Annotated in this window: 19 protein-coding genes and 2 riboswitches; of the genes, 3 read left to right on the top strand and 16 right to left on the bottom strand. The window is 67.0% G+C overall.

Annotated elements, in window-relative coordinates; genetic code table 11:
- The first annotated feature begins 195 nt into the window (after positions 1-195).
- Positions 196-1,695, top strand: a complete 1,500-nt coding sequence (locus tag JOD62_RS12415) for a DEAD/DEAH box helicase (protein ID WP_204939576.1) — start codon at positions 196-198, stop codon at positions 1,693-1,695.
- 70 nt (positions 1,696-1,765) lie between these two features.
- Here JOD62_RS12415 and JOD62_RS12410 read toward each other — a convergent pair whose 3' ends face one another.
- The 6 genes from JOD62_RS12410 to JOD62_RS12385 form a co-directional block, all read right to left on the bottom strand.
- Positions 1,766-3,061, bottom strand: a complete 1,296-nt coding sequence (locus tag JOD62_RS12410; protein WP_204939575.1) for a citrate synthase — start codon at positions 3,059-3,061, stop codon at positions 1,766-1,768.
- A 153-nt stretch (positions 3,062-3,214) separates the two neighbouring features.
- Positions 3,215-4,333 carry a succinyldiaminopimelate transaminase gene (gene dapC, locus JOD62_RS12405; RefSeq protein WP_204939574.1) on the bottom strand — a complete coding sequence of 373 codons (1,119 nt, stop codon included), beginning with the start codon at positions 4,331-4,333 and terminating at the stop codon, positions 3,215-3,217.
- Complete coding sequence (gene fdxA / locus JOD62_RS12400; protein WP_204939573.1) at positions 4,333-4,653, bottom strand: ferredoxin; 321 nt, start codon at positions 4,651-4,653, stop codon at positions 4,333-4,335. Before fdxA ends, dapC begins: the two co-directional genes overlap by 1 nt.
- Before the next feature lie 9 nt (positions 4,654-4,662).
- Positions 4,663-5,037: a histidinol dehydrogenase gene (locus tag JOD62_RS12395; RefSeq protein WP_204939572.1), complete on the bottom strand. Its 375-nt coding sequence runs from the start codon at positions 5,035-5,037 to the stop codon at positions 4,663-4,665.
- Positions 5,038-5,073: 36 nt separating this feature from the next.
- Positions 5,074-5,388 carry an AzlD domain-containing protein gene (locus JOD62_RS12390; RefSeq protein WP_204939571.1) on the bottom strand — a complete coding sequence of 105 codons (315 nt, stop codon included), beginning with the start codon at positions 5,386-5,388 and terminating at the stop codon, positions 5,074-5,076.
- The gene (locus tag JOD62_RS12385) at positions 5,385-6,107 is read right to left on the bottom strand and encodes an AzlC family ABC transporter permease (protein ID WP_204939570.1); all 723 of its coding nucleotides are present in this window, start codon (positions 6,105-6,107) and stop codon (positions 5,385-5,387) included. The genes JOD62_RS12390 and JOD62_RS12385 overlap by 4 nt, the downstream gene beginning before the upstream one ends.
- 110 nt (positions 6,108-6,217) lie before the next feature.
- Between JOD62_RS12385 and JOD62_RS12380 the strand changes: the two genes are divergently transcribed.
- Positions 6,218-6,766: a helix-turn-helix domain-containing protein gene (locus JOD62_RS12380; RefSeq protein ID WP_204939569.1), complete on the top strand. Its 549-nt coding sequence runs from the start codon at positions 6,218-6,220 to the stop codon at positions 6,764-6,766.
- Positions 6,767-6,773: 7 nt separating this feature from the next.
- On the opposite strand, the gene JOD62_RS12375 is transcribed toward JOD62_RS12380, so the two are convergent.
- Positions 6,774-7,628: an aggregation-promoting factor C-terminal-like domain-containing protein gene (locus tag JOD62_RS12375; RefSeq protein ID WP_204939568.1), complete on the bottom strand. Its 855-nt coding sequence runs from the start codon at positions 7,626-7,628 to the stop codon at positions 6,774-6,776.
- Positions 7,629-7,927: 299 nt separating this feature from the next.
- The gene (gene typA, locus JOD62_RS12370; protein ID WP_204939567.1) at positions 7,928-9,832 is read right to left on the bottom strand and encodes a translational GTPase TypA; all 1,905 of its coding nucleotides are present in this window, start codon (positions 9,830-9,832) and stop codon (positions 7,928-7,930) included.
- A gap of 120 nt (positions 9,833-9,952) precedes the next feature.
- Here typA and JOD62_RS12365 point away from each other — a divergent pair, with 120 nt between their 5' ends.
- On the top strand, positions 9,953-10,735 hold the full coding sequence (locus tag JOD62_RS12365) for a CPBP family intramembrane glutamic endopeptidase (protein ID WP_204939566.1): 783 nt from the start codon (positions 9,953-9,955) through the stop codon (positions 10,733-10,735).
- 55 nt (positions 10,736-10,790) lie between these two features.
- Here JOD62_RS12365 and JOD62_RS12360 read toward each other — a convergent pair whose 3' ends face one another.
- The 8 genes from JOD62_RS12360 to gcvT form a co-directional block, all read right to left on the bottom strand.
- Positions 10,791-11,306 (bottom strand): PH domain-containing protein, encoded by a 516-nt coding sequence (locus JOD62_RS12360; RefSeq protein WP_204939565.1) that lies wholly within the window; start codon positions 11,304-11,306, stop codon positions 10,791-10,793.
- 56 nt (positions 11,307-11,362) lie between these two features.
- Positions 11,363-13,048: a dipeptide ABC transporter ATP-binding protein gene (locus JOD62_RS12355; RefSeq protein WP_204939564.1), complete on the bottom strand. Its 1,686-nt coding sequence runs from the start codon at positions 13,046-13,048 to the stop codon at positions 11,363-11,365.
- The gene (locus JOD62_RS12350; protein WP_204939563.1) at positions 13,045-13,989 is read right to left on the bottom strand and encodes an ABC transporter permease; all 945 of its coding nucleotides are present in this window, start codon (positions 13,987-13,989) and stop codon (positions 13,045-13,047) included. Before JOD62_RS12350 ends, JOD62_RS12355 begins: the two co-directional genes overlap by 4 nt.
- Positions 13,982-14,908 (bottom strand): ABC transporter permease, encoded by a 927-nt coding sequence (locus JOD62_RS12345; RefSeq protein ID WP_204939562.1) that lies wholly within the window; start codon positions 14,906-14,908, stop codon positions 13,982-13,984. Before JOD62_RS12345 ends, JOD62_RS12350 begins: the two co-directional genes overlap by 8 nt.
- A 103-nt stretch (positions 14,909-15,011) precedes the next feature.
- Positions 15,012-16,649: a peptide ABC transporter substrate-binding protein gene (locus tag JOD62_RS12340; protein WP_204939561.1), complete on the bottom strand. Its 1,638-nt coding sequence runs from the start codon at positions 16,647-16,649 to the stop codon at positions 15,012-15,014.
- 221 nt (positions 16,650-16,870) lie between these two features.
- Entirely contained in the window at positions 16,871-19,699 is a 2,829-nt protein-coding gene (gene gcvP, locus JOD62_RS12335) for an aminomethyl-transferring glycine dehydrogenase (RefSeq protein WP_239527224.1), read from the bottom strand.
- A gap of 56 nt (positions 19,700-19,755) precedes the next feature.
- Positions 19,756-20,133 (bottom strand): glycine cleavage system protein GcvH, encoded by a 378-nt coding sequence (gene gcvH / locus JOD62_RS12330; RefSeq protein WP_204939559.1) that lies wholly within the window; start codon positions 20,131-20,133, stop codon positions 19,756-19,758.
- Entirely contained in the window at positions 20,130-21,236 is a 1,107-nt protein-coding gene (gcvT, locus tag JOD62_RS12325; RefSeq protein ID WP_204939558.1) for a glycine cleavage system aminomethyltransferase GcvT, read from the bottom strand. The genes gcvH and gcvT overlap by 4 nt, the downstream gene beginning before the upstream one ends.
- 56 nt (positions 21,237-21,292) lie before the next feature.
- A riboswitch (glycine riboswitch) is annotated at positions 21,293-21,388 on the bottom strand.
- Between the two features lies 1 nt (position 21,389).
- A riboswitch (glycine riboswitch) is annotated at positions 21,390-21,485 on the bottom strand.
- Positions 21,486-21,615 lie beyond the last annotated feature (130 nt).

Genomic DNA, 21,615 nt, shown 5'->3' with positions numbered 1-21,615 from the left:
GAGTCGTTCAGTTGCCTGCGCGTAAAGCCGGGCAGCTGCGTCGTCAGATTCAGGATTCTCAACGAGAGAACGAGCCACCGGCTCCCCTCTCGATTCAGGCCTCTTGCCTTCTCGAACGGCGAACCGATGCGCGATCCCGCGCCGTCGCCCACCCTTATCTGCGCGCCCTCGTTCGTGCGCGCACGGAGATTCTCAATGACCTCTTTCACTGACCTTGGCGTGCCCGCTCCGCTGGCCGCCGTCCTCACCGCCTCGGGCAAGACCGAGCCGTTCCCCATCCAGCGCGACACCCTGCCCGACTCTCTCGCCGGGCGCGACCTGCTCGGCCGTGGCCGCACCGGCAGCGGCAAGACCATCGCGTTCTCGCTGCCGCTCGTCGCGCGTCTCACTGGCACGTCTGCCCGCCCGGGCCACCCGCGCGGCCTCGTGCTCGCACCGACCCGCGAACTCGCCACCCAGATCGCGGCGACCCTTGAGCCCTTGGCGAAGGCCGCCGGCCTGCGCGTGACCACGATCTTCGGTGGCGTCAGCCAGCGCCCCCAGGAAGACGCGATGCGACGCGGCGTCGACATCATCGTCGCCTGCCCCGGCCGCCTCGAAGACCTCATGAAGCAGGGCGTCGTCCGGCTGGATGCCGTGAAGGTCTCTGTGCTCGACGAGGCAGACCACATGGCTGATCTCGGCTTCCTGCCCGGTGTCACACGCATTCTCAACGCCACGCCCTCGGGTGGTCAGCGTCTGCTGTTCAGCGCAACACTCGACAACGGCATCGACACCCTGGCGCGCAAGTTCCTCACGAACGCCGTCAGCCACGAGGTCGACGAGTCGAGCGTGCCGGAAGCCGACATGGAGCACCGCGTGCTCGAGGTGCGCGACGCCGACGCCAAGAAGGAGCTCGTGCAGACGCTCGCGTCGGGCCTCGGGCGCCGCATCCTCTTCACCCGCACCAAGCACCAGGCGAAGAAGCTCGCGAAGCAGCTGACGTCGTCGGGCATCCCCGCCGTGGATCTGCACGGAAACCTGTCGCAGAACGCACGTGAGCGCAACCTCGCGGCCTTCTCCGGCGACCCGGCTGACGGCGGCGTGCGTGTGCTCGTCGCGACCGATGTCGCCGCCCGCGGCGTGCACGTCGACAACGTCGAACTCGTCGTCCACGTCGACCCGCCGGCGGAGCACAAGGCGTACCTGCACCGCTCGGGGCGCACGGCACGCGCCGGCGCTTCCGGCACGGTCGTCACGATCCTCATGCCCGAGCAGCGTCGCGATGTGAAGGACCTCCTGCGCAAGGCGCAGATCGCGGTCGGCATCGAGCAGGTCACGGCCGACAGCGCCGCCGTCGTCGAGCTCGTCGGTGAGCACGCGCCTTACGTCAAGCCGGTTCCGGTGCAGCAGCAGGCGCGACCCGCCGCCAAGAAGAAGCCGGCCGGGGCACCTCAGGGACAGGGCGCGGGTCAGGGACGCCGTCGCCGCGGCGGCTCCGGCCAGGGCGGCCAGGCCCAGGCCGGTCAGCGCTCGTCCGCACCGCGTCACTCCCCGCAGGGCCGTCCTGCCGCGACGCAGGGGACGCAGACGCGTGCCGCGCAGGCGCACACCGGTCAGGCCCCCGCATCCCGCCACGAGCCGCGTGACAATCGACGCGCCTCGGATGCGACCGCGCGTCCCGCGCGCCAGCCGCGCCGCGCCCAGCGCCCGTAGTCGGCACAGCACGGCATAAGAAAAGGCTGGCTGCCCCGTCGCAACGGGGCAGCCAGCCTTTTCTCTCCGCTCAGGGGCGGAGGAAGGTGCGCTCTGCGGCGCCTGTGTACAGCTGCTGCGGGCGGCCGATCTTGGTCTGCGGGTCCAGCTGCAGTTCGCGCCACTGCGCCAGCCAGCCGGGCAGACGACCGATCGCGAAGAGCACCGTGAACATGCGCGTCGGGAAGCCCATCGCCTTGTAGATGACACCGGTGTAGAAATCGACGTTCGGGTACAGGCGACGCTCACGGAAGTAGTCGTCCGCGAGGGCGATCTCTTCGAGTTCCTTCGCGAGGTCGAGCAGCGGGTCGGTGACACCGAGAGAGGCGAGCACCTCGTCGGCGGCCTCCTTGACGAGCTTCGCCCGCGGGTCGTAGTTCTTGTAGACGCGGTGCCCGAAGCCCATGAGCTTGACGCCGTCTTCCTTGTTCTTCACGCGCTCGACGAAGCGCTGCATGCTCTCGCCCGAGTCGCGGATCTGCGCGAGCATCGTGAGGACGGCTTCGTTGGCACCACCGTGCAGCGGGCCCGACAGCGCCTGGATGCCGGCAGAGATCGATGCGAACTGGTTCGCGCCGGTCGAGCCGACGAGGCGCACGGTCGAGGTCGAGGCGTTCTGCTCGTGGTCTTCGTGCAGGATGAGCAGAAGCTCCAGCGCCTTGGACATGACCGGGTTGACCTCGTAGGCCTCGCTGTGGACGCCGAAGTTGAGCTTCAGGAAGTTGTCGACGAAGCTCAGCGAGTTGTCCGGGTACAGGAAGGCCTGACCGACGCTCTTCTTGTGCGCGTAGGCGGCGATGACCGGCAGCTTCGCGAGCATGCGGATCATGTTGATTTCGATGTGCTCGGGGTTGTTCGGGTCGGTTTGGCCCTCGTAGTAGGTCGAGAGCGCCGCGACGGCCGAGGAGAGCACCGACATGGGGTGCGCGGTGTGCGGCAGCGCCGAGAAGAAGTGCTTGAGGTCTTCGTGCAGAAGCGTGTGTCGACGGATGCGCTCATCGAAGTCGGCGAGCTCGCTCGCCGAGGGCAGCTCACCGTAGATGAGCAGCCAGGCGACCTCGAGGTAGGTGCAGTTCTTGGCGATCTGATCGATCGGATAGCCGCGATAGCGCAGGATGCCCTGATCGCCGTCGATGAAGGTGATCGCCGACTTCGTCGACGCCGTGTTCACGAACCCGTAGTCGAGGGCCGTGTGGCCCGTCTGTCGGGTCAGCGTCGAGAAGTCGATGCTGTCGTGGCCTGCGGTCCCGTGCAGAACAGGGAACTCAGCAGTCGTCTCACCGATGGTCAGTTTCGCCGTGGTGGGCCGATCTCCCGCTGCACTCACGCGGACCTCCTTGCAGGTTGTTCGTCGAGGGCGATTATTCGTAATGGCACGCGAATGCCACGGCTCTGGAAGCCAAATCGCCTTTACAGCCTAGTGCGCCCGGACACCTACTGTGACAATCGCCAAGAGGTACCGACGTTCGACTGTGGTCTTCTACAGATTCCGGATGCTGTCGCGCAACCGCTCGGCGGCGGCATGCACCCTGGGGGTCGTCGCAGTGAGCGACAGTCGCACATACTGCACCGCGTCAGCACCGTAGAAGGGCCCCGGTCCTGCCAGGATCCCGATCTCGGCGAGGCGCTGCATCGTCTCCCAGGCGTCACGCCCCTCGGTCACCCAGAGGTAGAGCCCCGCCTCCGACTGATCGACGCGGAAACCGGCTTCACGCAGGGCCGGCAGCAGGATGTCGCGCCGCTCGCGGTAGCGCTCCTTCTGAACCTGCACGTGCGCATCGTCGCTGAGCGCGGCGACCATCGCGTGCTGCACCGGCCACGGCACCATGAGACCGAGATGCTTGCGCACTGTGGTGACGGAGGCGATGAGCGCCTCGTCCCCGGCGAGAAACGCCGCCCGGTAGCCGGCCAGGTTCGACTGCTTGCTGAGCGAGTAGGTGACGAGCACTCCCGTGTCGTCGCCGCCGGTCACGCGCGCGTCGAGCAAAGACGGGATCGGCGTGGTGTTCCACGGAGCATCCCAGCCGAGCTCTGCGTAGCATTCGTCACCCACGATGACCGCACCCAGTTCGCGGGCGCGCGCGACGGCAGCAGCCAGCTCTTCCGCCGTCCATACCCGCCCGTCCGGGTTGCCCGGCGAGTTCACCCAGATCAGGCGCGTTCCCGCGGGCCACTCGGCCGGATCATCGGAGGCCAGCGGTGTGGCGTTCACGAGTCGGGCGCCGACCTCGTACGTCGGGTACGCGACGCGCGGATAGACGACGGTGTCGCCCGCGCCGACACCCAGCAGCATGGGCAGCAGGGCGACGAGCTCTTTCGAGCCGACGGTGGGAACGACCTGATCAGTGGTGAGATGCGTCACTCCGCGGCGACGGGCGAACCAGTCCACGATCGCGGTGCGCAGTGCCGGCGTGCCGACCGTCTGCGGGTAGGCGTGCGCGTCGGTCGCTGCGGCCAGAGCGGCACGCACCAACGGGGGCGTCTCGTCGACGGGCGAGCCGATCGAGAGATCGACGATTCCGTCGGCATGGGCGCGCGCGGTGGCGGCGTACGGTGCGACGGAGTCCCAGGGGAAATCCGGCAGGTTTCCGACGGACACTACTCGGCCTGCGGAGGAAGCGCGCTCACGACGGGGTGGTCCGAGTGGATCACACCGACCTTGGCGGCACCGCCGGGCGAGCCGACCTCGTCGAAGAACTCGACGTTGGCCTTGTAGTAGTCGGCCCACTCCTCGGGAAGATCATCCTCGTAGTAGATGGCCTCGACCGGGCACACCGGTTCGCAGGCACCGCAGTCGACGCACTCGTCGGGGTGGATGTAGAGCATCCGGTCACCCTCATAGATGCAGTCCACGGGGCACTCGTCGATGCAGGCGCGATCCTTCACATCGACGCACGGAAGAGCAATCACATACGTCACAGGTTCAGTCTACTTCTCGTCACGGGCACGGAGCCGCGAAAGGTCTGGCCAGGCCACGACCAGCATGACGACGCCCGCGACGATGTATCCCCAGATGCGCCCGTAGAGGGTGTCCGGGACGACGACGGATCCCCCCGGGCCCCGCCCCGAGATGACCATGAGAAGCAGCAGCATGCCGATTCCCGCAGCCAACGCCGACCAGCGGTCGCCGGTGAGCGCACGGATCGCGATCAGGATGCCGGCGCAGGCGATCGTTCCGAGGATCATCCCGACCGGGATCGGCCCCCAGGTCGCACTGTGCGCGATGGTCGCCGCAACCCCGAAGACGGCGCCGACCAGGCCTGCGGCCAGCCAGGAGAGAGTGCGGATGATCCAGGTCGGCATCCTGCCAGTGTAGCTTCGACCGCCCCTGCGTCGACGCTATGCGGCGAGACCGAACAGCCTCAGGAGCGCCGCCACCAGCGCCGCGGCGAACACGACCACGAGGAACGACTGGCGCATCCAGAGCAGTCCCGCCGCGACGAGCACAGCAGGCACGCGCGCGTCGACGACGACCTCCTGGCCGCTCGCCAGACTCTGCACCGCGACCAGCGCCGCGAGCAGGGCGACGGTGAGCAGATCGGCGATGCGCGCCGGTCGCGGCGCTTCGAGCACCGACGGCGGCACGAGATAGCCGACGGCCTTGAGCGCGAGGCAGGCGATCGCCGCCAGCAGGATCGCATTCCACAGGGTCATGCGCGCACCTCCCGCGCGGGCTCTGCCCGCGAACCGTCGAACCAGTTGAACCACCCGACGAGGAGGGCGACGACGGCGGCGATGAGCACGGGAAGGCCGGGCATCACGAACGGCGTGAGCACGGCGGCAACGAATGCGGCCGCCACCCCGACCGCGATGGCCTGACGTTGGCGCAGGCGCGGCCAGAGGAGGGCAAGGAACGCGGCGGCAGCGGCGGCATCCAGCCCCCACGTCTTGGGGTCACCCAGCACGTCGCCGAGCAGACCACCGAGCAGCGATGCGAGATTCCACCCGATGTAGATGCCGATCCCGGTCACCCAGAACCCGACCAGTCGCGCTCTGCGATCGGTCTGCGCCAGCGAGACCGCGGTGCTCTCGTCGATCGTGAAGTGCGCGGCGCCCAGGCGCCGCCAGAAGCCTGATCCGATGACCGGAGACATCCGGATGCCATAGGCGATGTTGCGCGCGCCGAGGAGGACAGCGGAGGCCACGGCCGACGGCAGCGCCGCCAGACCACCCGCGGCGAAGACCCCCACGAACGCAAACTGCGATCCCCCCGTGAACATGACGAGGCTGAGAACACAGGTCTGCCAGACATCGAGTCCGGCAGCGACGGCGAGTGCGCCATAGGAGATGCCGTAGGCACTGGTCGCGAGAGAGACGCCGAGGGCTTCGCGACGTGCGTTGCGCACCTGGGTCGCCGGATCCGCGTCATCCATCCACTTGCCTCGCTCCCTCGCGGCCGTTCACTCGACTGAACGTGCGTCCACCATTCTGAACGGTTGCGAGTCGGCTGTCAAAGTGAACGTTCGTTTGGAATACTGAACGAATGGATGATCTTCAAGCCCGGATCGCACGCTCGCTCCGTCGCGAGCGCGAGACGCTCGGCCTCTCCGTCTCGGAGCTGGCCCGTCGCGCGAACGTCTCCAAGGCGACGATCTCGCAGCTCGAGAACGGCTCAGGAAATCCCAGCGTCGAGACGCTGTGGGCGATCGGCGATGCACTGGGCGTTCCCTTCGCGACGCTGGTCGAAGAACGAACGACGGCACCGCGGCTCATCCGCCTCGGAGACCACGCCGGCGTCGCGTCCACGGCGTCCCCGTACCTCGCGACGCTTCTCTCCGCCGCCGCACCGGGAACACGCAGAGACATCTACCTGATCCAGGCAGAGCCCGGAGAACCGCGACGCTCGCTCCCCCACCATGCCGGCACGACCGAGCACGTGGTGCTCTTGAGCGGGGAGGCGCTCATCGGCCCCGCCGATGCTCCCGTGCTCCTGCACCCCGGCGACTACCTGTCGTACCCCGGCGACGCGCCGCACCTCTTCGAGTCACACGCGGTCGGCACAAGTGCCGTCCTGATCAGCGAACTGCGCTGACTCTGGCTCAGTACCAGTTCACCGCCTGCGAGTGACCCCACGCGCTACACGGGGAGCCGTACGCGCGCTGGATGTAGTCGAGACCCCACGCGATCTGCGTCGTCGCATTGGTCTGCCAGTCCGCACCCGCGGCGGCCATCTTGTCTCCGGGGAGCGCCTGTGGGATGCCGGTGGCTCCGCCGTCGTTATTGTAGGCCTCATAGTTCCAGCCGGATTCCTTCGTCCACAACGACTCCAGGCATGAGAACTCACCGGCCCCCCAGCCGTAGACCTCGGACGCCATCGCCTCCGCGGTCGCCTTCGCGCCTTCGGGGGTGTTCGCCGCAGCGAGAGCCTGGGCCGCAGCCTCGGCTTCTTCCGCTGCAATACGCGCAGCTTCCGCCTGCACACGCGCGTCCTCGGCAGCCTGAGCCACCCGTGCCGCGCCGAGCGCATCACGGAGCGCCGTTGTCTCGCCACGCAGTGCCGCGGTTCCCTCGGTGACCTCTTCGGTCAACTCGATGAGGCGCTGCCCGGACATGTCGTCGGGAGCAGAGAGGGCGCGGACGTCGTCGCGCAGCTCACCCACGGCGACGATCGCGGCAGCAGCCGGCTGCACGGCCGACTGCGCGACGACATTGTTCATCGCCTCGGCGTTGGCCAGAGCGACCTTTCCGTGGTCGACAGCCTGGGCCGCCTGGGCGAGAGCCGCCTCCGAGGGGACGGCACCGAGGGCGGCAGGTGCGAAGGCGATGCCCGCGGCGGCGCTGGCGAGCAGCGAGGCGCCGATGGCGATGCCGATCAGTGGACGACGCAGGGCAGAGTGCGCCGAGGCTGCGGATGCCACACGCCGGGAGGCGCGCGTGTTCTGAAGATGAAGCATGGGTTCGACTTTCGGGTCGTCGTCGGCCCGGACCCGCACTGGGGCTGCTCATCGGGAGCGAGTACCCGGGCACGAAGAACAAGCCTGCGCCGCCTCCCTGGGCGAAACCCTGCCCTGGCCTGGACATTCCCCGTCCAGTCACCGAGAATCGGCGCGCACGCCCTCAGGAAGGTGTGTTACACGTTCGTTATGTTCATCCCTTGCGCGCATGCGGAAGACCCCCGCTATCGCGTGTGCGACGGCGGGGGTCTTCGATGCGTGACTCAGGCGGGTGCCCTGAACACTGAGGGGTGAGGCGCTCAGCCCTGCTTCTTGAGACGCGACGCCTCACGGGCACGCGTGTTCTGGTCGAGGTTCACCTTGCGGATGCGCACGGCCTCCGGTGTGACCTCGACGCATTCGTCATCACGCGCGAACTCGAGGCTCTCTTCAAGGGTCAGCACGCGCGGCGGCGTCATGGACTCGAAGCTGTCGGAGCTCGCCGCACGCATGTTGGTGAGCTTCTTCTCCTTCGTGATGTTGACGTCCATGTCGTCGGCGCGCGAGTTCTCGCCGATGACCATACCTTCGTAGACCTCGGCGGTCGGCTGCACGAAGAACGACATGCGCTCCTGCAGCGCGATCATCGCGAACGGCGTCACGACACCCTGGCGGTCGGCGACGATCGAGCCGTTCTGACGCGTCGTGATCGAACCCGCCCACGGCTCGTAGCCGTGCGAGATCGCGTTCGCGATGCCGGTGCCACGGGTCGTGGTGAGGAACTCGCTGCGGAAGCCGATGAGACCACGGGAGGGAACGATGAACTCCATGCGCACCCAGCCCGTGCCGTGGTTCGTCATGTTCTCCATGCGGCCCTTCCGGTTCGCGAGAAGCTGCGTGATCGCGCCGAGGTGCTCCTCGGGGGTGTCGATCGTCAGGTGCTCGAAGGGCTCGTGCACCTTGCCGTCGATCTTCTTGGTGACGACCTGGGGCTTGCCGACGGTGAGCTCGAAGCCTTCACGACGCATGTTCTCGACGAGGATCGCCAGCGCCAGCTCACCACGGCCCTGAACCTCCCAGGCGTCCGGGCGGCCGATGTCGACGACCTTGAGCGAGACGTTTCCGATGAGCTCCTTGTCGAGGCGGTCCTTGACCATGCGGGCCGTGAGCTTGTGCCCCTTGACCTTGCCCATGAGGGGCGAGGTGTTGGTTCCGATGGTCATCGAGATGGCGGGGTCGTCGACCGTGATCGCCGGAAGCGGACGGACATCCTCGGGGTCGGCGATCGTCTCGCCGATCGTGATGTTCTCGAACCCTGCGATCGCGACGATGTCACCGGGACCTGCGGACTCGGCGGGGTAGCGCTCCAGCGCACGCGTCTTCAGCAGCTCGGTGATGCGGGCATTGCTCGTCGTGCCATCAGAGCGCACCCACGCGACGGTCTGACCCTTCTTCAGCGTGCCATTGAAGACGCGCAGCAGCGCGAGACGTCCGAGGAACGGGCTGGAGTCGAGGTTGGTGACCCAGGCCTGCAGCGGTGCCTCATCGTCGTATGCCGGGGCTGGGATGTGCTCGAGGATCGCCTCGAACAGCGGCTCGAGGTTGTCGTTGTCGGGAAGCGCACCGTTCTCCGGACGGTTGCGCGATGCGGCGCCCGCACGGCCCGAGGCGTACACCACGGGAACATCGAGCAGAGCGTCGACGTCGAGGTCGGGCACGTCGTCGACCAGGTCGGAGGCAAGGCCCAGCAGAAGGTCCTGCGCCTCGGCCTCGACCTCGGGAATGCGGGCATCGGTGCGGTCGGTCTTGTTGACCAGCAGGATCACCGGGAGCTTGGCCTCGAGTGCCTTGCGGAGCACGAAGCGGGTCTGCGGCAGCGGGCCCTCACTGGCGTCGACGAGCAGAACGACACCGTCGACCATGGAGAGGCCGCGCTCGACCTCGCCACCGAAGTCGGCGTGACCGGGGGTGTCGATCACGTTGATCGTGATCTCCTTGCCGCCGGCGTGCTCACCCTTGTAGGTGATCGCCGTGTTCTTCGCGAGGATCGTGATGCCCTTTTCGCGTTCCAGGTCACCCGAGTCCATCGAGCGTTCTTCGACGTGCGCGTGTTCGCCGAACGAGCCGGTCTGGCGAAGCATCGCGTCGACGAGCGTGGTCTTTCCGTGGTCGACGTGCGCGACGATAGCGACGTTGCGGAGGTCAGTGCGGAGGGCGTGCGCCATGCAGGAATCCTAAGAAGTGGAGTGGGAGCGCCGGGATGCCGACGTTCCAGAATAGCGCACACGGCTTTCACTCTCGCTGAGCGGAGGCAGAGAACCCCTGCTGGCGCCTACGATCGAGGGGTGAATCTCACCTCTTCGGATGCTCCGTCGCGTCGCCGCCTGCGGTGGGAGATCGCCATCGTCCTCGCGCTCGGACTCGGCCAGTCCGCCGTCTACGCGATCGTGCAGCTCGCGTACCGCCTCACGAGCGAGACTCCTCTGGGCCAACAGACCGCGACCCTCAACCCGGCGCGCAGCGACCGAGAGGTGTTCGACCTCGTGTATCAGCTGCTGGGCATCGGCTTCTCGCTCGTGCCGATCCTGCTCGTCTGCTTCCTGCTCTGGAACCCGCAACGCCCTCACTTGGGCGCACTCGGGCTGGACGGTCGCCACCCCTGGCGTGACACGGCCTCGGGAGTGGGCCTCGTGCTCGCCATCGGCGTCCCGGGCCTCGCCTTCTACCTGATCGGGCGCAGCCTGGAGCTCTTCGTGGCGGTCGATCCCGGCGCACAGGCCCAGCACTGGTGGACGATTCCCGTCCTCCTGCTCGCCGCCGCTCGGGCCTCACTGACCGAGGAGATCGTCGTCCTCGGCTACCTGTTCGCGCGGCTGCGCACGGTGGGCTGGAGCATCTGGCCGATCATCATCGCGACATCGATCCTGCGCGCCAGCTACCACCTCTATCAGGGGCCGGGCGCCTTCCTCGGCAACCTGGCGATGGGATTGCTCTTCGGATGGCTCTTCGCCCGCACCGGCCGGCTGATGCCGTTCCTCGTCGCGCACTTCCTGATCGATGCCGCTGTCTTCGTCGGCTACCCGTGGGCGGCCGCCACGTGGCCGGCGTTCTTCGGGCTTCCCGGCTGAGTGCCCACCCAGGGGCTGTCAGTCGAAGAGCCCGCTCAGCGGGCTATGACACGGCTCAGCCGATGTTCACGACGGCAACAGCTGCCGCAGCCCAGACCGCGATCACTCCGATCGCCACCAGGGCGGGGGTGTCCCAGGTGCGCCGGATCGGCGCATCAACATCTGCGCCCTGCGCCCCGTCCCAGCGGTCTCGGATCTCCGTCAGGTCGCGCAGCCCCGCAGGAACGCGCACTCCCCCATCCTCACGGTCGCTCCGGGTCGGCTTCGGCGGACGTGCACGGGTCGGGCCGCCGAAGGCGGTCACCGTCCGGTCATCGTCCAGGGCGAATTCAAGCTGCCAGCGCATGTCGATGTCGCGGACCCGCCGCCAGCCGAACTGCGTACGGCGAAGCATGTTCTGCACCACGACGCCGGAGTCGTCGATGCGCACGAAAGAGCTGAAGCTGAGCTCGTAGACGAGCCACAGCGCCAGAAGCACCCAGGGCGCGAGGAGCATCATCTGGCTCCAGCTCGCGCGCACGACGGCATCGCCCAGCAGAAAGAGGGCCAGCGCGCCGGATGCGATCATCATGACAAGCCCCGAGGGCGAGCGGAATGTCCGCACGCCCTCGGGGGAACTGCTGCGTGTCACGATGCGGCGCCACCCAGGGTGATCGACGCACCGGGGATCGCCTGCAGCAGACGATCCGTGTACTCCTGCTGCGGGTTGCTGAAGATCTCGTCGACCGTGCCCTGCTCGACGATCTTTCCCTGCTCCATGACGCACACCAGGTCGCTGGAGACCCGGACGACCGCGAGGTCGTGCGTGATGAAGAGGTAGGTCAGCTCGAGCTCGGACTGCAGATCGGCGAGCAGCTGCAGGATCTGATCCTGCACCAGCACGTCGAGCGCGGATACCGCCTCATCCAGCACGACGATGTCGGGCTTGAGAGCCAGTGCACGCGCGATCGCGACGCGCTGACGCTGACCACCGGACAGCTCGTTCGGGTAGCGAGTCGCGAGCACACGCGGCAGAGCGACCTGGTCGAGCAGTTCGAGCACGCGCGCGTTCTGCGACTTCCGGTCTCCGACGTTGTGGATCTGCAGCGGCTCCGCGATCGTGTTGCCGATGTTGCGCAGCGGATCCAACGACCCGTACGGGTCCTGGAAGACCGGCTGCATGCGGCGACGCAGACCGAACGCCTGTGCACCAGAGAGTCGCGAGACGTCGCGTCCGTCGATCTCGATCGTGCCCGCCGTCGGCTCCTCGAGCTTGAGCACCATCTTGGCGACCGTGGACTTGCCCGAGCCCGATTCGCCGACCAGCGCCAGCGTCTTGCCCTTCGGGATCTCGAACGACACGTTGTCGACGGCGCGGAATGCTTCGCTGCGGAAGCCGCCCTGTCGGATCTTGTAGTCCTTGGTGAGCCCCTCGACCCGAACGGTCGGCGGGATCGCCGCGAGGTCATCCATCGTCTCCACACCGCGGTCTTCGACGACGGCCTGGATGCGCTTCGAGGCGATGCTCGGCGCGGCGGCGACGAGACGCTTCGTGTACGGATGCTGCGGATCTTCCAGGATCTGTCGGCTGGGACCGGCTTCGACGATGTTGCCGTTGTTCATCACGATGATCTTCTCGGCGCGCTCTGCAGCGAGCCCGAGATCGTGCGTGATGAGCAGCACCGAGGTGCCGCGGTCACGCGTCAACGACGCCATGTGGTCGAGGATGACCCGTTGCACCGTCACGTCGAGAGCCGAGGTCGGCTCGTCGGCGATCAGGAGCTTCGGGTCTGCCGCGAGGCCGATGCCGATGAGTGCACGCTGACGCATGCCGCCCGAGAACTGATGCGGGTACTGGTGCAGACGACGCTCGGCGTCGGCAAGACCAGCCTGCTGCAGCACCTCGATCGTGCGTGACTTGACGTCCTCACGACCGCGGGCGATGCCGTTGGCGCGAATCGCCTCCTTCACCTGGAAGCCGACGCTCCACACCGGGTTGAGGTTCGACATCGGGTCCTGCGGGACGAAGCCGATGTCTCGGCCGCGCACCGCTTCCATCGCCGTACGACTCAGCGTCGTCAGCTCACGTCCTTCGAGCGTGATGCTGCCGCCGGTGACCTGTCCGGTACCCGGAAGAAGATTCACGATGGCGGTGGCCGTCGTGGACTTGCCAGATCCCGACTCCCCCACGATGGCGACGGTCTCGCCGGGGAAGATGTCGAAGCTGACTCCGTGCAGAACCTCGCGCATGCCGTCCTGCCCGCGGAACGCGATGGTGAGGTCGCGAACGCTGAGCAGCGGTGTCGAGTTCTGCGTAGACGTGTTCTCGCTCATCGGCGGGCCCTCGCCTTCGGGTCGAGGGCGTCTCGGATGAGCTCGCCCAGGCTCACGAACGCCAGCACCGCGAGGGTCAGAGCGATCGACGGGTAGATGAGTGCCATCGGCGCCACGCGCAGAGAGTTCTGCGCCTGGCTGATGTCATTGCCCCACGACATGGTCGTGCTGCCGAGACCGACACCCAGGAACGAGAGCGTCGCCTCGGCGACGATCGACGCGGCGAGTCCGAGCGTCGTGACCACCAGCAGCGGCGCGATCGCGTTCGGGATCACGTGCGACAGCAGCGTCCGGAACTTCGAGAGGCCGAGCGATTGCGAGGCCATGACGAAGTCTGCCTGCCGCACTCGGAGAATCTCCGCTCGCACCACGCGGGCGGTGGATGCCCAGGCGAAACCACCGATCGCTACTGCCAGCACCCAGACGGAACGCTGGTCGCGAAGCACCGTCATCACGACCACGGCTGCCAGGATGTACGGAATGGCGAAGAAGATGTCGCCGACGCGAGACAGGACCGAGTCCAGCCATCCGCCATAGAAGCCCGCGAGTGCACCCATGATCAGGCCGAGGATCGACGAGATCAGGGTCGCGAGCAGACCGACCGACAGCGAGGTCTGGGCACCCCAGACGATGCGCGCGTAGATGTCGCAGCCCTGGAACGTGAATCCGAGGGGATGCCCGTCCGTCGGACCGCCGTTGCTGTTCGAGAGCTGGCAGTCCGCGTTCGGCGGCACCTGCGTGAACCAGGTCGGGAACAGTGCCATCACGAGGAAGAACACGGCGAGGACCACCGAGAACCAGAACATGGGTCGACGGCGCAGGTCGCGCCATGCGTCGCGCCAGAGGTTGCTGGGCTTGTCGGCGACGCGAACCGCGTCGACGGCGATGGACTGTGTCTCCACCGGGGCGACGTAGTGCTTCTGTGTCGTGGGATCAGACATAGCGAATCCTTGGGTCGAGCAGACCGTAGAGAAGGTCGATGAGCAGGTTCACCAGCACGTAGAGGATGACGAAGACGGTCACGAACGATACGACCGTCGGCCCCTCACCACGTCGGATCGCCTCGAAGAGGGTATTGCCGACGCCGGGGACGTTGAAGATGCCCTCGGTCACTGTCGCACCGACCAGCAGCACACCGAAGTTGGTGGCCGAGTTGGTGATCACGGGAATCAGCGAGTTGCGCAGCACGTGCACGGGGATCACGCGGTTGCGCGAGAGTCCCTTGCTGTAGGCCGTGCGCACCCAGTCCTGGTTGAGCGTGTCGATGACCGAGCTGCGCATCAGACGCATGCTGACCGCGTAGAGGCTGAATCCCAGAACGATCGCGGGGAGCCAGAGTCCGCCCCAGTCGTTGTTCGCACCGACAGTCGGCTTGAACCATCCCCACTGGATCGCGAGGAAGTACTGGGCCAGGAAGGCCACGACGAAGATCGGGATCGCGATCGCGACGAGAGCGATCATCAACATCGCGTTGTCGAAGATCTTGCCCTTGCGCAGCGCCGAGATCGTGCCGATGATGATCGCGAGCACGAACTCGATGCCGATCGCCATGACGGCGAGGCGTCCGGTGACGGGAAGAGTGTCCGCGAGAACCGCGGACACGGGACGACCCGAGTAGGTCGTGCCGAGGTCGCCCTGGAGCACACCGGTGATGTAGTACCAGTACTGCACCAGGAACGGGTCGTTCAGGTGGTACTGCTCGCGCAGCTGGTCGACGACCGCCGGGTTGGGTGTGCGATCGCCGAACATGGCGAGGATCGGGTCGCCGGGCATGGCGAACACGAGGAAGTAAATGAGCAGGGTGGCCCCGAAGAACACCGGGATCACCTGCAGGAGACGTCTCAGGATATAGCCGAGCATCCGCTATCCCTTCGTTGGGACCGCTAGCAGGTTAGACACGAGTACAGCCTACGAGGCGGTGACGAGAGATTCGCCACCGCCTCGTAGGTGAGTTCGGTCAGGCCTACTTAGCGGCCTTCGTGATCTCGTAGAAGATCGGCACGGAGTTCCAGCCGAACTTCACGTTGTCGACGTTCTCGCTGAAACCGCCGGTCACGTTCGAGTACCACAGCGGAATGGCGGGGAGATCGTTGAACAGGATCTCCTGAGCCTTCGTGAAGTCCTCGAGCTGACCTGCAGCGTCCGGGTTGCTGATGCCGGCCTTGATCGCGGCGTCGAACTCGGGGTTCGTGTAGTCACCGTCGTTCGAGCCTGCGCCGGTTGCGTAGAGCGGGCCCAGGAAGTTGTACAGACCCGGGTAGTCCGCCTGCCAGCCGGAGCGAGCAGCCGTGGTGATCGTGCGGTCGTTGACCTTGGAACGCAGGTCCTGGAAGGTCGGGTACGGGTCACCCGATGCTTCGATGCCCAGCGTGTTCTTGATCTGGTTCGACACCGCGTCGACCCAGGCGTCGTGTCCGCCGTCGGCGTTGTAGGCGATCTTGAACTCGCCCTCCCACGGTGCGATGGCGTCAGCCTGAGCCCACAGCTTCTTCGCCTCTTCGGCGTTGAAGTCGAGAACCTCCGAGCCCGGAACCGAGTCCGACCAGCCGTCGATGACCGGCGAGGTGAAGTCGGATGCGGGGGTACGGGTGTCCGAGAAGATCGTGTTGGTGATCTCTTCGCGGTTGATGGCCATCGAGATCGCCTGACGACGCAGCTCGCCCTCCTCGCCGCTGAAGTGCGGGAGGAACTGACCGATCGTGAACGACTGGAACACGGCTGCCGGCTGGTTGACCGCGCGGTCACCGAGCTCGTCGGTGAACACGGCGAGCGAGTTCGTCGGGATCGCGTCGATGACGTCGACCTCGTTCGAGAGCAGGTCTGCGTAGGCAGCTTCCTGCGTCGCGTAGAAGTTGATCGTCAGGCCGCCGTTGGCGGGCTTGCGGTCACCCTGGTAGTCGTCGTTGCGAACCAGGTCGATCTTCACGTCGTGCTGCCACGCGTCGGCACCGTCGATCATGTACGGGCCGTTGCCGATCGGGTTCTGACCGAAGGCCTCCATGTCTTCGAACGCGGCATCGGGCAGCGGGTAGAACGCCGAGTAGCCGAGGCGCAGCGCAAAGTCCGACGCCGGCTTGTTCAGCGCGATCGTGAACGTGTAGTCATCGACCTGCTTGAGGCCGGTGAGCTCAGAGTCCGCGTCGTAGCTGAAGCCCTCGATGTCTTCGAAGAAGTAGCTGGACAGGTGTGCATTGGACGCCTTCGCGCCTTCGTTCCACGCCTTGATGAAGTTGTCAGCCGTGACCTCTTCACCATCGGTGAACTTCTGGCCCTTCTTCAGCTTGATGGTCAGGTTCTGCGGGTCTTCCGTGATGATCTCTTCGGCCATGTCGTTGACCGGAGCGCCATCTGCGTCGTAGAAGATCAGACCAGCAAAGATGCTGTCGAGGATCTTTCCGCCGCCGACCTCGTTGGTGTTGGTCGGGATGAGCGGGTTTTCCGGCTCGCTGCCGTTCGTGGTGATGATGGCATCGGGGTCAGCCGCACCGCCGGCGTTTCCGCCGCCGTCCGACTCGCCACCACCTGCTGCGCAGCCCGCGAGTGCGAGGGTACCCGCTGCGAGCAGCGCGACACCCGAAAGGGCGATCTTGTTGCGCTTCACTTGTCCTCCTGTGGACGATAGATAGCAATCTGCACGCTCTCCGTTGAACGCGTAGGGATACTTGAGGGTAACCGCGCCACCACCCATCTCCAACTCGGTGAATAAACCGTTACTGAGTGGTGATCATCTGCGGGTGGGTACGCCGAACGGCGCCCTGCGCGATGCCTTCCCGAAAGCGGGTCGACACCGCGCAGAGCGCTCTGTTTCTGCGGGTCTTGTCGTTACGCGAACGCCTCGATCGGCGGGCACGCGCAGACCAGGTTGCGATCACCGTATGCCTGGTCGATGCGGCGCACCGGCGGCCAGTACTTTCCTGCCACGAGGCTGCGCACCGGGTAGGCGGCGTCCTCTCGCGTGTAGGCGTGCTCCCACTCCCCGATCAGGAGCGCCGCCGCCGTGTGCGGCGCGTTCACGAGCGGGTTGTCGTCCGCGGGCCAGCGACCGGATGCCACAGCATCCGCCTCCTGCTTGATCGCGATCATCGCGTCGATGAAGCGGTCGATCTCGCCGATGTCCTCGGACTCCGTCGGCTCGACCATGAGCGTGCCCGCGACCGGGAACGACATCGTCGGCGCGTGGAACCCGTAGTCGATCAGTCGCTTGGCGACGTCGTCAACCGTGACGCCCGTGGCATCCCTCAGCGGACGCAGGTCAAGGATGCACTCGTGCGCGACCCGACCGTTCTCGCCCGTGTAGAGCACCGGGTAGTGGGGCTCGAGCCGCGCGGCGATGTAGTTCGCCGACAGCACGGCCGCGGCCGTCGCAGTGCGCAGGCCGGCCGCCCCCATCATCCGGACGTACGCCCAGGAGATCGGAAGGATGCCCGCAGACCCGTAGGGAGCCGCCGACACCACGCCACCCTCGAAGGTGTATCCGCCCGCGTGCTCCGCGCGCTGCGCGAGCGGGTGCGAGGGCAGGAACGGCGCCAGATGCGCCTTCGCGGCGACGGGACCCACGCCGGGGCCGCCACCGCCGTGAGGGATTGCGAAGGTCTTGTGCAGGTTGAGGTGCGAGACGTCGCCACCGAGGTCACCGAAGCGCGCGTAGCCGAGCAGCGCATTGAGGTTCGCGCCGTCGATGTACACCTGCCCTCCGGCCTCGTGCACCGCCGCCGTGATGTCGAGCACGTCATGCTCGTACACGCCGTGGGTGGACGGGTACGTGATCATGAGCGCGGAGAGCTCCGCCGCATGCGCGGCGATCTTCGCGCGCAGGTCGGCGAGATCCACGTTGCCGAGGTCATCGCAGGCGACCACGACGACCTTCATTCCGGCGAGAACCGCGGATGCCGCGTTCGTGCCGTGCGCGGACGACGGGATCAGGCACGCCGTGCGCTGCTCGTCGCCGTTGGCGAGGTGGTAGCCGCGGATCGCGAGCAGCCCCGCGAGCTCACCCTGCGAGCCGGCGTTCGGCTGCAGGGACACCGCGTCATAGCCGGTGACGTCGGCGAGCCAGGCCTCGAGCTGATCGATCAGCTCGAGGTAGCCTTCCACGTCCGCAGCGGGAGCGAACGGATGGATGCCCGCGAACTCCGGCCACGTGATCGCAGCCATCTCCGTCGCCGCGTTGAGCTTCATCGTGCACGAACCGAGCGGAATCATGCCGCGGTCCAGCGCGTAGTCGCGGTCGGCGAGAGCCTTCATGTAGCGCATCATCGCGGTCTCACTGCGATGCGCATGGAACACGGGGTGCGTCAGGTACGAATCCGCACGGAGCAGAGCAGTCGGCAGCGCGTTGGGTGCGCCGTCGGCGAACCCGAAGACACGCTCCTGCTTGCCGCCGAACACCATCGCCACCTGGTGCAGCTCGGTGGTCGTTGTGGTCTCATCGACGGAGATGCCGATCGTGTCCGCGTCCACCACCCGCAGCAGGATGCCGAAGCCGTCTCGTGCCTGCTGCGCATACTCAGCGGCCCGGCCAGGCACGCGAACGGTGAGGGTGTCGAAGAACGCGTCGTGGGTGACATCCGCCCCCGCCTCGACGAGCCAGTCGCGCAGCAGCGCGGCGTTGGCAGCCGTCTCGGAGGCGATCTTCCGCAGCCCCTCGGGGCCGTGATAGACGGCGTACATCGAGGCCATGACGGCCAGCAGCACCTGAGCGGTGCAGATGTTCGACGTAGCCTTCTCACGGCGGATGTGCTGCTCACGGGTCTGCAGCGAGAGGCGGTAGGCGGGGCGCCCATCCGCATCCTGGGAGACACCGACCAGACGCCCCGGAAGCTGGCGTTCCAGACCCGCGCGCACAGCCATGTAGCCGGCGTGCGGGCCGCCGAAGCCCATCGGAACGCCGAACCGCTGGGTCGTGCCGACCGCGACGTCTGCGCCGAGCGCGCCCGGAGACGCGAGAAGCGTGAGAGCGAGAAGGTCGGCGGCGACGACGACCTGAGCGCCCGCCACGTGGGCGGTGTCGATCACCGCTGTGGGGTCCCACACGCGTCCCGAGGCGCCGGGGTACTGCACGAACACGCCGAAGAGGTCGGCGGGCAGAGCCTCTCCCCCGGCGAGATCCACCTCGACGAGCGCGATGCCGACGGCATCCGCGCGCGTGGCCAGCAGCGCCTTGGTCTGCGGGAACGCATCCGCATCGACCGCGAAGACGTCGGAGGCGACCTTGGATGCCCGACGGGCCAGGAGCATCCCCTCGGCGGCCGCCGTCGACTCATCGAGCATCGACGCGTTCGCCGTCGAGAGTCCGGTGAGCTCGGCGACCATCGTCTGGAAGTTGATCAGCGCCTCGAGACGCCCCTGCGAGATCTCCGGCTGATACGGGGTGTAGGCCGTGTACCAGGACGGGTTCTCCAGGATGTTGCGCTGGATCACGCTCGGGGTGTGGGTGCCGTAGTAGCCGAGGCCGATCATCGAGCGGTTCACGGTGTTGCGCGACGCGAGAGCACGCAGCTCGGCGAGTGCCTCCGCCTCGGAGGCGGCGACCGGAAGCGTCGAGGCGGCGGCCGCGTCACGCCAGATGGACTGCGGCACAGCGCGGCGCATGAGCGCATCAACGGGAGACTCGCTTCCGTCGCCGCGTTCGATGCCGAGCGCGCTGAGCATCGTCCACTGCGCCGCGGCTGTCGTGCCTATGTGGCGGTCAGCGAATGCGGTCACTCTCACGCCTCCGTGAGTGCGACATAGGCGTCGCGGTTCAGCAGACCGTCGGTCGCGCCTGCAGCTGCCTCGACCTTGATCAGCCAGCCGCCCTCGAAGGGTGCGGCGTTGACGAGCGAGGGGTCGTCGACGACAGCGTCGTTGATCTCGACGATCGTGCCATCGACCGGAGCATAGAGTTCGCCGACGGACTTCGTCGACTCGATCTCGCCGACGACGGTGCCCGCGGTGACCGCGGTGCCGACGGCCGGGAGCTCCACGAAGACGACGTCACCGAGCTTCTCGGCAGCGTAGTCGGTGATCCCGATCGTGAGGGTGGTCCCCTCCGCGGCGATCCATTCGTGTTCCTCGGTGTAGGACAGGGTGCTGAGATCGGTCATTTCATCCTCCGGTAGAAAGGCAGAGCGGATACGGTCGCGGGGATCTTGGTGCCCCGCACATCAAGGAAAAGCTGGGTGCCGTTCTCGGCATGGCCGGGCTCGACGTAGGCCATGGCGATCGGGTGGCCGAGCGTCGGGCTGAGAGCGCCGCTCGTGACCTCACCGAGAACCGTGCCGTCTTCGGCGACGACCGCGTACCCGGCGCGGCCGGCACGCTTGCCCTCGGCGACGAGTCCGACGAGCACGGGAGCATCGGATGCCACGGCGACACCGGACTGTCCGACGAAGCGCTCCTTGTCCGTGACCACCACACGACCGAGGCCGGCCTGCGCGGGCTTCGTCTCTCGGGACAGTTCGTGACCGTACAGCGGCATCCCCGCCTCCAGGCGCAGCGTGTCTCGGGCGGCGAGCCCGGCCGGCACCAGGCCGTGCGGGGCGCCCGCAGTGATGACGGATTCCCAGAGCGCCGGGGCGTCGTCCGCGCGCACCATCAGTTCGAAACCGTCCTCGCCGGTGTATCCGGTGCGGGCGATCAGCAACGGAGATCCGCGGAAAGTGGCATCCGCCCAGGCGTAGTACTTCTGCTCCGCCCAGGGAGTGGAGACGTCGTCGATGACGTCGATCGCGGCGACGATCGCTTCGGATGCCGGGCCCTGCACGGCCAGCAGCGCGTACTCATCAGAGGCGTCAGCGAAGGTGACGGCGAAATCGGATGTGCGAGCGGAGAACGCCTCCGCTGCCGGTGCGCGGTTGCCGGCGTTCGCGATGACCAGGAAACGCTCGTCCGCGAGGCGGTAGACGATCACGTCGTCGATGATGCCGCCGTCTTCCGCCAGCAGCAGCGAGTACTTGGCCTTGCCGATCGGCAGGGCGGACAGGCGTCCGGCGAGGGCGTAGTCGAGGAACGCGGCGGACTGCTCGCCCTCGATGAGGAACTCGGCCATGTGCGAGATGTCGAACAGTCCAGCCGCCTGACGCACGGCGTGGTGCTCGGCGAGATCTGACGTGTAGCGCACCGGCATCTGCCAGCCGCCGAAGTCGGTGAAGGACGCACCAAGGGCTTCGTGCTGCGCGCGGAGCGGGGTGTAGCGGGGATCGGACATGAAAGTTCTCCCGTGCGGTCGGAAGGATGCCCCGCGGTCGCGAGACATCCGAGAACTCCCCCTCTGTCATGGGCCTGAGAGTTTCGCCGCCTCGAGGAGAGGCAGCTTTCACCGTCGGCGGATCAAGAACTCTCGATCGCTTTTCAGAGTGGCCGGACCCGCGCGGTACGCGGTACCTGAGAGATTGGCGGGGAGGCTTGCTCCTTCGGTGCCCGGCTGCGTTCGCCGGGGCTCTCCCGCGGGGGTCATTCGGCCCGTCTTCAATTGTCGCCGGGCATGCAGAGCAGACCCGACGGGAGCCAGTCTAGCGTCCGGATCGGTACACGAACGCCCGCGGACCGCAGCGGTCACGCGGGCGTTCGTCGGGGCAACTGAATAC

This window comes from Microbacterium keratanolyticum, from assembly GCF_016907255.1.
In the GTDB taxonomy this organism is placed as follows: domain Bacteria; phylum Actinomycetota; class Actinomycetes; order Actinomycetales; family Microbacteriaceae; genus Microbacterium; species Microbacterium keratanolyticum.
The sequence above is the reverse complement of the archived record's forward strand: the minus strand, read 5'-3'. Positions and strand labels throughout refer to the sequence as shown.